The organism is Flavobacterium sp. (assembly GCF_043779715.1).
GTDB lineage: Bacteria > Bacteroidota > Bacteroidia > Flavobacteriales > Flavobacteriaceae > Flavobacterium.
The window spans coordinates 1-10,084 of the sequence record NZ_JAYWDT010000056.1 but is presented as its reverse complement, the minus strand read 5'-3'; the positions used below and the strand labels follow the sequence as shown (position 1 = coordinate 10,084).

The 10,084-nt window shown below is 31.4% G+C and carries 11 protein-coding genes and 1 pseudogene; 4 read left to right on the top strand and 8 right to left on the bottom strand.

Translation table 11 applies throughout. The features are described 5' to 3' along the window. The 7 genes from ACH2BG_RS02770 to ACH2BG_RS02740 form a co-directional block, all read right to left on the bottom strand. The coding region (locus ACH2BG_RS02770; RefSeq protein WP_395046209.1) for a D-alanine--D-alanine ligase at positions 1-819 on the bottom strand (819 nt) is incomplete at its 3' end. Continuing rightward, positions 819-1,529 (bottom strand): NRDE family protein, encoded by a 711-nt coding sequence (locus ACH2BG_RS02765; protein WP_395046208.1) that lies wholly within the window; start codon positions 1,527-1,529, stop codon positions 819-821. The genes ACH2BG_RS02765 and ACH2BG_RS02770, both read right to left, overlap by 1 nt. Further along, positions 1,517-2,005: a DinB family protein gene (locus ACH2BG_RS02760; RefSeq protein WP_395046207.1), complete on the bottom strand. Its 489-nt coding sequence runs from the start codon at positions 2,003-2,005 to the stop codon at positions 1,517-1,519. Before ACH2BG_RS02760 ends, ACH2BG_RS02765 begins: the two co-directional genes overlap by 13 nt. A 3-nt stretch (positions 2,006-2,008) precedes the next feature. After that, positions 2,009-2,389 carry a DoxX family protein gene (locus ACH2BG_RS02755; RefSeq protein ID WP_395046206.1) on the bottom strand — a complete coding sequence of 127 codons (381 nt, stop codon included), beginning with the start codon at positions 2,387-2,389 and terminating at the stop codon, positions 2,009-2,011. A gap of 2 nt (positions 2,390-2,391) precedes the next feature. Further along, a complete protein-coding gene (locus tag ACH2BG_RS02750) occupies positions 2,392-2,841 on the bottom strand; it encodes a YHS domain-containing (seleno)protein (protein ID WP_395046205.1) in 450 nt (149 codons plus the stop codon). A 3-nt stretch (positions 2,842-2,844) separates the two neighbouring features. Next, the gene (locus tag ACH2BG_RS02745) at positions 2,845-3,444 is read right to left on the bottom strand and encodes a peroxiredoxin-like family protein (RefSeq protein ID WP_395046204.1); all 600 of its coding nucleotides are present in this window, start codon (positions 3,442-3,444) and stop codon (positions 2,845-2,847) included. A gap of 71 nt (positions 3,445-3,515) precedes the next feature. Then, entirely contained in the window at positions 3,516-4,193 is a 678-nt protein-coding gene (locus ACH2BG_RS02740) for a Crp/Fnr family transcriptional regulator (RefSeq protein WP_395046203.1), read from the bottom strand. 411 nt (positions 4,194-4,604) lie between these two features. Between ACH2BG_RS02740 and ACH2BG_RS02735 the strand changes: the two genes are divergently transcribed. Then, on the top strand, positions 4,605-6,122 hold the full coding sequence (locus ACH2BG_RS02735) for a hypothetical protein (protein WP_395046202.1): 1,518 nt from the start codon (positions 4,605-4,607) through the stop codon (positions 6,120-6,122). Between the two features lie 162 nt (positions 6,123-6,284). Beyond that, complete coding sequence (locus ACH2BG_RS02730) at positions 6,285-6,545, top strand: hypothetical protein (RefSeq protein WP_395046201.1); 261 nt, start codon at positions 6,285-6,287, stop codon at positions 6,543-6,545. Between the two features lie 53 nt (positions 6,546-6,598). Here ACH2BG_RS02730 and ACH2BG_RS02725 read toward each other — a convergent pair whose 3' ends face one another. Next, complete coding sequence (locus tag ACH2BG_RS02725) at positions 6,599-8,575, bottom strand: thiamine pyrophosphate-dependent enzyme (RefSeq protein ID WP_395046200.1); 1,977 nt, start codon at positions 8,573-8,575, stop codon at positions 6,599-6,601. A 272-nt stretch (positions 8,576-8,847) separates the two neighbouring features. On the opposite strand from ACH2BG_RS02725, the gene ACH2BG_RS02720 reads away from it, so the two are divergent. Together ACH2BG_RS02720 and ACH2BG_RS02715 are read left to right on the top strand one after the other, a co-directional pair. Continuing rightward, positions 8,848-9,798, top strand: coding sequence for an isopenicillin N synthase family dioxygenase (locus tag ACH2BG_RS02720; protein WP_395046199.1), 951 nt, complete (start codon positions 8,848-8,850; stop codon positions 9,796-9,798). A 136-nt stretch (positions 9,799-9,934) separates the two neighbouring features. Then, positions 9,935-10,084 (top strand): annotated as a pseudogene (locus tag ACH2BG_RS02715) (translation initiation factor); the annotation flags it as partial.

Sequence of the window (10,084 nt, the reverse complement as noted above, 5' to 3'; positions counted from 1 at the left end):
AACTTGAAAGTTTTTTCCCCCTTCTAATTCTGCTATAGAATTGTACATAATATCCAATCGACCAAAATAAAAACCATCTATTTGCAAACACATTTCGTTTATCACATCATTCAATTTATCTGAAATTAGATAACTCGCATCTATAAATTTTGAACCACGGCAATGATTTCCAAAAGGAACTAAATTTAATTTTTCATCTTTAAGTAAAACTTTATTTAACTTATCCTTATATTCTTTTTGTAAAGTAGTTAACTGAAATTCGAATCTTGGATTTTGTTTTATCAATTCTTTGATTGACAGTTTTCCATCTCCTGTAACAATCATAAACTCTTTGGCTACAATTCCTGTAATTTCTCCTTTTTCTTGGTTAGGAAAACGAACGTAAAAAATGCCAACTTCGTTTTCGAAAGGAATTAAATCTTGTACTAAATAATCGAAAGCTGCATTGTTATTATACTCTTTCAATTCATCAACAGAATTTATTTTTTTAACAGCCGAACCTCGCAAACCTACATCTGGTTTTACGATGAATGGAAAAGAAATATTCGAATTTTCTTTAGCTATTAAAACATTATCTAAAGAAGTTTTCTCTTTGATAAATGTGGTTTTTGGATAATATTTCTGTGGAATTAGATCATAAATTTCCTTTTTGCTTTCCATAAAAAAGCCTCCGTTTCTCATCGTTGGATTTGATGTATTAAAAAAGAAAATAGTTCTAGTTTTTAAAGCATAAAATGCCCACAAAAAATTGATAGGAAAATATACAATTTCCGAAGGCCAATATTCCCAATTGGCAAGTTTATGGAAAAATAATTTCATTATATTACTATGAAGGAATTAGTAAACTCCTGATTTTCTATCAAATCATAATGAGTTAAGGAAACCTTGTTTTTTTCGATAACAGTTTGAGTGATACTTAGTGTTTTTAGTAGATTATTCCTGTTTATAACCAGTCCGTTTTCATGATTTCCTTCTTCGGTATTTTTATGAAAATCTAACATATCTAAGTCTGAAACTGATTTTTTTGACTCTAAAAAAGAATAAAACCATACCGCTCTTTGCTCCCGAATTCCTAACGGATACAAGGTTGATGATGACCAAATATAGTTTTTTTCGGTATCTAATTCGGTAATTTCTTTATCTAATTCATTCCATTGTAATTGATATAATTTTTGGTTTTCAAAAACAACCAATGTAAATGGTTCTATATTATCAAGATTTATTTCTCGCCAAGATAAAATTACTGATTCTGAACTGATTAAGTCTAAAACTATCAATCCGCGACTTTTTTTATAATTAGATTTTAGTTCGTGCTTTTCTTTGGCACCGTTTAACAAGACAACAATATGTGCTTTGTCATCTACGGCATACCAAGTTCCACCAGCTTTTTGGTCTTTTGGAAAAAATATTTTTTTGTCATTTACCAAATGAATTTTGGGCTCGATAGCTTTTTCTCGAGCTACTTTTTCATCTCTGTTTGAAGTAATGATATATTTACCATTGCTGTTTACAAAACTTACTGTACACATTGCTTTTTGTATTCGATAGTTGATGGTGCAATCCCAAAATTCTCAGTAACTTGTATATTTTCAAACTGAAAAATAGCTACTTTTATGAGCGCTTGATGGTGAATACAATGTTCTAAATTGTATAATAGTTCTCTGAAGTAATTTGTTTCTATTGATACATAATTTTCATAAAATATTTGATTCAAAACTATATTTTTATTTTCTCTTTCGATAGATTTGATGATATCTTGTATCGATTTAATAGCAAAATCAGTATCTGTTTGAATTAAATTATTTCTTAGTCGGTCATCATAATTTAGCAATCCAGATTCATAGGAATTCAGCAAACATTGAAACATTTCTATAATATGTCTAGAATGCTGACCAATAGATGAGTTCCCCAAATATAATATTGGTAATGTAAAATCTTCGTTAGATAATTGATCTAACAAGTCCTTTAATTCTTCTAATGTATGTTTTACAATAATAAAATTCATAGTTTATTTTATCAAAAAATTAATGTCTTTTTTGTATCTAAAGGCTAAAAATAAGCTTAATAGAAATGTTATGCAAGCTAAAAAAAATAAAGTTCCATCATCGTTTTCTACTTCGATGCCAATAATGAATAAATGCGAAACTATGGCAACAAACATTGTAGACATGGCTATAAAAGCAGCGTAAAATTTCGCTTTATTCACAAATAAGAATATTGATGCTAATAATTCGATAATTCCTGAGCTAATTCTTCCAAATGGCTCTGCTCCTAGCTTTGTAAATATAAAAACAGATTCAGGGCTTGCCGTAAATTTGAAATATAATGTTTGCAATAAGATAAAAGCAACTATTATTTTTACTGTTCTATTTATTAAAATTGAATTCATAACTAATATTTTTTCCAGTTTAAATCGGCTTTCATTTTCAACTGTTTTTCATCTTTGTTCCAACTTTTTAGAGTATTATTAAAATATGCATTGTAAAAAAGATATAATTTGTTATCAATTATTTTGAAGGTTTCTGGGTCAATTTCTACTTTATCACTAGAACTTCCCATTGCATAAGCACACCATCCCCCATATTGAGGCTCATATATAGCTGGAGTTTTTGTGAATACTTCTTTATTATCTTTATTAGAGAAGTTATAAATCACGCCTTCATAACTAAATGATAACTCTTTCTTACCTTTTATAGCTTTTTTTTGTTTGAAATAGGCTACAGGGTCATAACCTTGTATGGCTATTTTATTTTCTATATTAAAATTTTTTAACCTTTTCTCATTTTGTGAAAAACTCGAAAGTGTGAAAAGAGAAGATAAAATTAATAACTGTATTTTCATAAACTATTTTTTTAAAATTGTAGCAACTGCTAGTAATAATTCGTTAGAAATTCTTGTTTTATAATCTGGGCTTATGTATTCGAACTCGATTTCACTTTTTTCATTTACTATAAATAATGAAGGAACTGGAAGAAAATCATTTTTTATTCCGTGCAAAATTGTTTTTACATTCTTTTTTAAACCATTTGGGATAATATAAGCGATTCCTAAGGCTTTTGTAAAATCTCCTTTACTGTCTGACAATAAAGTATAATTTAGTTTGTCTTTTATGATAGTTTCTCTAAGTGATTCGGGAGAATCTGGACTTACAGCAATAATCTGATAACCCATTTCTATTAGTTTTTCTTCGGCTTCGCCCAAAGCGCTTAAATGCAAATTACAGTAAGGACACCAGCCACCACGATATATTACAAGTATTGTTTTTTTTGATTTTGCTATATCATTAAACTTTATATTTTTTCCATCGATGCTTTGAAGTATAACTGACGGAATTTCTTCGCCAATAAGCAACGGAGAAATTTCTGTTGCCGATTTTGGCAAATTAGTTTGCGCGTTTACAATAAGACCAAAAAAGAGCGAAATAACATAAATTAGATTTTTCATGATTTTTTTCTTGTAAAAATATTAATAGATAAATGCATATATTGTCAGTTATTTTACATTCTCATAAAAGTTTATAATTTTTTTTGGTCTAAAATTATTATTTCCTTACGATTATATTCTATTAGACCACTATTTACAAATTCGTTAAGCAATGTTGTCGCAGTTTGTCTCGATGTGCAAATTATTTGTGCGATATCATTTTGTGTTAAATAATTTTTCAGAGTCACTTTATCATTCTCAAAAACTCCATCCTTTTCTATCCATTCCTTAAGAAAAGTAAGTAATCTTGTTCTTGCATCCTTAGAAACTAAGTTGGTATAATTATTTCTTAATCGTTTCATTTTTAGCCCAACAAACTTTGTATAACCAATTGCTAATTGGGGATTTCGAAGCATTAAATTTTCAAAATCAGACTGTAAAAAACTGCAAATAGAAACTTCATCAGTAAGTACTTTTGCATACTCGTTAACCTGAATGTCGTTTTCTAAAGAAAGTTCTCCGAACATATCTCCTTTTTGAATAATATCTTTAATCGTTTCGTTGCCATCTTCATCTAAAGAAACAATTTTGAGGCTTCCTCTCTTTAGAAGAAAAATTCTTGGCACATCAGAATCTGAAAAGTATATTATTTCTCCTTTATTTGCTTTTTTAAAACCTACAATAATGCATAGTTGTTTTATTTGAGCAAAACTTAAAGTTCTAAATAATTTATGGTCGCGGAGATACCAATATTTTAATTCATCGTACATAAAAACAGTAATTAAAAATCATATTTATTAAAAATACGAAATTAAAATGGTTTTGGTTTTAAATATTTTTATGTTTTTTAAGGATAATTTATTTCACAAAAAAAAGACACATCACAATGTATCTTTTAAGTATTTTATTTAGAGATTCTCTAATAAGCCAATAACTCTAATAAACCTTCCTGTCGTTAGAAATTCCGCTAAACATAGAATATTCTTGTAAAATAATACATTTCCCAGTTTTCTTTACTGAGACAAAAATAGTTTCGATATCTAACTTATGGTAATTAAAATATGGAGTATAATAAGCTCTCAAATTTCTGTATTTTTTTTTTTATATAATAATTAAAACTATAATCGTAAAAATTTCGTATACTTGTTGTAGATATCCCTAATATTAAAACCCTTAAACCTATGAAAAAATTAACTACTTTATTAAAAATATTTTGTTCTTTAATTTTGTTTTTTTCTGTAAATAAAGTTACTGCACAGATCGGTATTGGAACCGTAACTCCAAATGTAAGTTCTCTACTAGATATTACATCTACTACAAAGGGGATGCTTACACCTAGAATGACAACAGTACAGCGCGATGCTATTGTTACTCCAGCTGATGGTTTGATAGTGTATGATACTGATTTTAAATCTTTTTATCATTATAATGTGGCCACCTCCACTTGGATTAGAATAGGTAGCGATGTTAATGGAAGAACAAAATACAAGTTGATAAAATCTACAGATGTTTTAGCTACGGTTCTTGCTACAGAATTAGCGGCTGGAGGCGGAACAAAATACTTAATGGATTCTGGAACTTATTACGAAATAAATGGTACGATATTGTTTAGTTTGTCTATCGAATTAAATAATTGTTATCTTGTTGGTCTAGATGGTAACGATGACAAGGTTATCAAAACAGGTGGTGGCGATTTGTTTGTTGGTAGTACGGGTGGAACAATAAAAGTATTAACATTGTCGGTTACTGCTGGAGGTACACTTTTTAATATATTAGGTACAGGTGCCGTAGGAACAAATACACAATCCATTATAATAAGAGATTGTATTATTGCAAGTTGGACTAGTCTTGGGAAAATTGAAAACTTTGGATTGGTTTTCGTTAATATTTTGCAATATGTTGGTAATGCAAATGGTATTACATATAAAGACATAACTCGTTTATTAATTTCAAATGCAGGTTGGTTTGGTAATAATACTGGGACTTTCGAAAAAATACAGGGGAATTTTAGTATAATTACGAAACAAGGTGGGTTTAGTGAGGTAAATGGTGCAGCAGTAGGTTTTGATGTATCTGCTAATCCAATTATTACTAATGATGCGGTAATAGAAGGCACTGTGTTTACAGGCGTTTTAACAACTGGTAAATTTGTAAATGGCTACACACCTACTTTATATCCAGGATATAATTTTAACAATTCTTGGATAGTCCGTTGTGCAGGATTACCAGTGGAAACAGATGCTGTTTCTACCGGAAATTTATTTGATCCTAATAATACTGCGGCTACGACCACCGTTGCCACAACACAAAACGTGGGATATAAAGTAGTAACAAACGCAACTACGGCTACAAATTTATTTCGCTTTGATTCACCAACTACCGGGAGATTAACATACAGAGGTAAAAAGACAAGAACATTTCAAGTAAGTGCATCGATTTCTTTTACCGAGGTTACCGGTGGAGCTAATACAACCTATGTGTTTTATTTTGTTAAAATTCTTGCTGATGGTACTACTGTAGTTGCATTGCCTGAAACAGAGACCTATAATGATACCAATGGTGGCTTTATACAGTCGTTTCCAGTAACAGGATCGGTGGTCCTTAATAAAGATGAAGGTGTTGAAGTGTATTTAAAAAGAGTAAATACTGGCGCAAGAATAAATGTCAATACGTATTCATTCAACATTACAGTTCAGTAAATTAGAAAATACTTACATATACTACAAAAAAATATAAGAGTTGCAATATTTATTGCAACTCTTATTTATTAATATGGAAGCAGTTCTTACAAGACCGTTTTAAATCTTACTATAGGGAATACATACTGATCCTTCTCATCTTTTGTAAAAAAGAAGCGTTTTGTGAGTGCTGTTGGCTCTATTTCTTACCAAGCAAGTACAGCGCCTTCAACCTATATTTTTTATATTGCAAAAAACGGAGTTGTAGTAAATCAATCAAAAGTTTACAGTGCTGTACAAACCACCACAGATCTTGCCAGTGCATCTATTGCAGCTATCATAGAAATGACCACAAATGATTATGTTGAATTTTGGGTCGAAAGATATGCTGGAAGTCCTTCGGGAAATGTTAATGTACCATCACTCAATTTGGTTCTCCGATAGTAATAAAATAATTAAAAAAAAAGTGCTAATTTAAAATTAGCACTTTTTTTATTTTAGTAAGTTATAAGTTCTTGTAAAGCAGTTTCAAATCTCGCTTTAGGCAAGTATTGATCTTCTAACGCTTTTACAAAAGGAATAGCACTTTCTAAACTTCCTACACGTTTTACAGGTGCATCTAGATATTCGAAGCAATTTTCCATGATTAAAGCCGAAATATCACTAGCAATTCCGCCAAACATAGAATCTTCTTGTAAAATAATACATTTCCCTGTTTTCTTTACCGATGCAAAAATAGTTTCGGTATCCAAAGGTTGTAACGTACGCAAATCAATCAAATCGGCTGAAATATTTGGATTTTTGTTTAATGTGTCTAACGCCCAATGAACTCCTGCTCCAAATGAAATTACAGTAACTGCTGAACCTTCTTTTATCATAGCTGCTTTCCCAAAAGGAATCGTATAATAATCTTTAGGTACATCTTGATACATACTTCTGTACAATTGTTTGTGCTCGAAGAACATGACAGGATTTGGATCGTTAATAGCTGTATTTAATAATCCTTTCGCATCGTAAGGAAATGCTGGATATACCACTTTTAATCCTGGTGTTTTTGTAAACCAAGCTTCATTAGTTTGCGAATGAAAAGGTCCTGCTTGAGTTCCACCACCGCAAGGCATACGAACTACAACATCTGCATTTTCTAACCAACGATAATGTGATTTTGCTAATAAATTTACAATTGGATTAAATCCTGTCGAAACAAAATCGGCAAATTGCATTTCGACAATCGCTTTGTGTCCGTTTATTGATAATCCCATTGCTGCTGAAACTATTGCACTTTCGCAAATAGGTGTATTTCTAACTCTTTCTTTACCAAATTGAGCTACAAAACCATCGGTGATTTTGAAAGCTCCCCCATATTCGGCAATGTCTTGCCCCATAATAACTAGATTATCATGACGCTCCATCGATTGACGCAAACTATTAGAAATTGCATCAATCATTCTGATATTTTCTATTTCTTCAGAATGGTTAATCTCTTCAAAATCGTATGGTTTGTAAACATCATTTAACTCTTCACTTAGACTAGCTACAATTTCTGGTTCCTTTTGAACTAATGCCCAATCGGTATCTATTTCCTTCTTTAATTCAGCTCTAACGACTTCGTCATCTTCGTCAGATAAAACAGCGGTTGCTTTCAGGTAACTTCTAAAATTTTCAACTGGATCTTTTACAGCCCACATATCCATTAGTTCTTGCGGAACATATTTTGTTCCACTAGCCTCTTCGTGTCCACGCATTCTGAAAGTCTTGAATTCTAACAAAACAGGACGAGGATTTTCTTTCATTGATGCTTTTAATTCTGATATTAAATTATAAACATCTAGGATATTATTTCCATCGACAATATGAGATTCCATACCAAAACCAATGCCTTTATCAGCTAAATTTTCGCAACGGTATTGTTCGTTTGTTGGTGTAGATAATCCGTAACCATTATTTTCAATAACAAAAAGAACTGGCAAATCCCAAACTGAAGCAATATTTAAGGCTTCATGAAAATCTCCTTCGGAAGTAGCACCTTCTCCAGTAAAAACTGCAGTTACTTTTCCGTTCTTTTTTAATTTATTTGCTAAAGCAATTCCGTCAGCCACACCCAATTGTGGACCCAAATGCGAAATCATTCCTACTATATTGTATTCTTGTGTACCAAAGTGAAACGAACGGTCACGACCTTTTGTAAATCCGTTGGCTTTTCCTTGCCATTGTGAAAAAAGTCTATGCAAAGGAATACCTCTTCCAGTAAAAACTCCTAAATTACGGTGCATTGGTAAGATGTATTCGTCTTTGTCTAAAACCGCTGTGATTCCTACAGAAATGGCTTCTTGACCAATTCCTGAAAACCATTTTGATACTTTTCCTTGACGGATAAGAATCAGCATTTTTTCTTCGATTAATCGTGGTTTTAAGATTCGTTTGTATAAATCGAGTAAGGTTTCGTTGGATATGTTTTTTCTGTCGAAATTCATTTTTAGGTGCATTTTTTTAATGTGGCGTAAAAGTATAAAAAAATGGCACGCAGACGAAACGGATTTTGCGGATTTTTGCATATTTTTTAATAATAATTAATGTTTACTGGTATGCCTAGCCCTGATAACAGAGGAAATCCTTTTTGTTTTTCCTTTAAAAACAAAAAGATTGCAACGGATAGCGGGAAATAGCTTCAAATAAAAAAAGTTTTTATACATTTGTTTTATGATGGTATTGTCCATTTGTAAGTTATTAACATATTATTTAAGAGATGCAAAACATTCCTAGTGTTGACTTGCGTGATTTCCTTTCGGGTAACCCGGAACGTAAACAAAAATTTGTAAATGAAATCGGAAAAGCTTTCGAAGAGATTGGCTTCGTAGCATTAAAAGGTCATTTTTTAGATGACAAATTGGTTGGTGAATTGTATGGTGAAATTAGAAATTTTTTCTCCTTACCATTAGAAACCAAATACGGGTATGAAATCCCTGGTATTGGTGGTCAGCGTGGTTATGTTTCTTTCGGGAAAGAGCACGCTAAAGGCAAAAAAGAAGGAGATTTGAAAGAGTTTTGGCACTTTGGTCAGTATGTTGACAAAGATTCAAAATATGCTAAAGAATATCCTGATAATGTTGAAGTTGCGGAACTTCCTAGATTTAATATTGTAGGAAAAGAAGCTTATCAAATGCTAGAAAAAACTGGAATTACGGTTTTACAAGCTTTGGCTTTACATTTAGGTTTAGATGAGTTTTATTTTGATCGATATGGTTATGAAGGAAACTCTATTTTGAGACCTATTCATTATCCGCCAATTACTTCTGAGCCTGAAAATGCAATTCGTGCAGCAGCTCACGGAGATATTAACTTGATTACTTTATTAATGGGTGCTCAAGGTCGTGGTTTGCAAGTTCAAAATCATGATGGAGAATGGATTGACGCTATTGCTGAACCAGATGAATTGGTAATAAATGTAGGTGATATGTTATCTCGTCATACAAATAATAGATTAAAATCGACTATTCACCAAGTGGTAAATCCGCCAAGAGAATTGTGGGGAACGTCACGTTATTCTATTCCATTTTTTATGCATCCAGTAAGTGACATGCGTCTTGATGTTTTAGAGAATTGTATTGATGCAGAAAATCCAAAATTATATGATGATATTTCGGCAGGAGAATTCTTGTACGAAAGATTAGTTGATTTAGGATTGATTAAGAAATAATACTCAATTATATATCTTTAAAGACATTGAGTTCGCTTGATGTCTTTTTTGTTTTTTTGTTTTTTTGTTTTTTTGTTTTTTTTATCCGCGTCATCTGCTTCAAAAAATAGTTTAATCACGTTCCAAAAATAAAATTATGGACTTACAAGACCAATTAAAAAACCTCTTCCCTAATCACGAGCCTGCTCCAGAAGAAGCTATTCCAGAAGTGGAACACGAATTATACGTTCAAAAAGAACCAATGATTTGCAAATACGAAAAACGAAAAGGGAAAGCCACCACCATT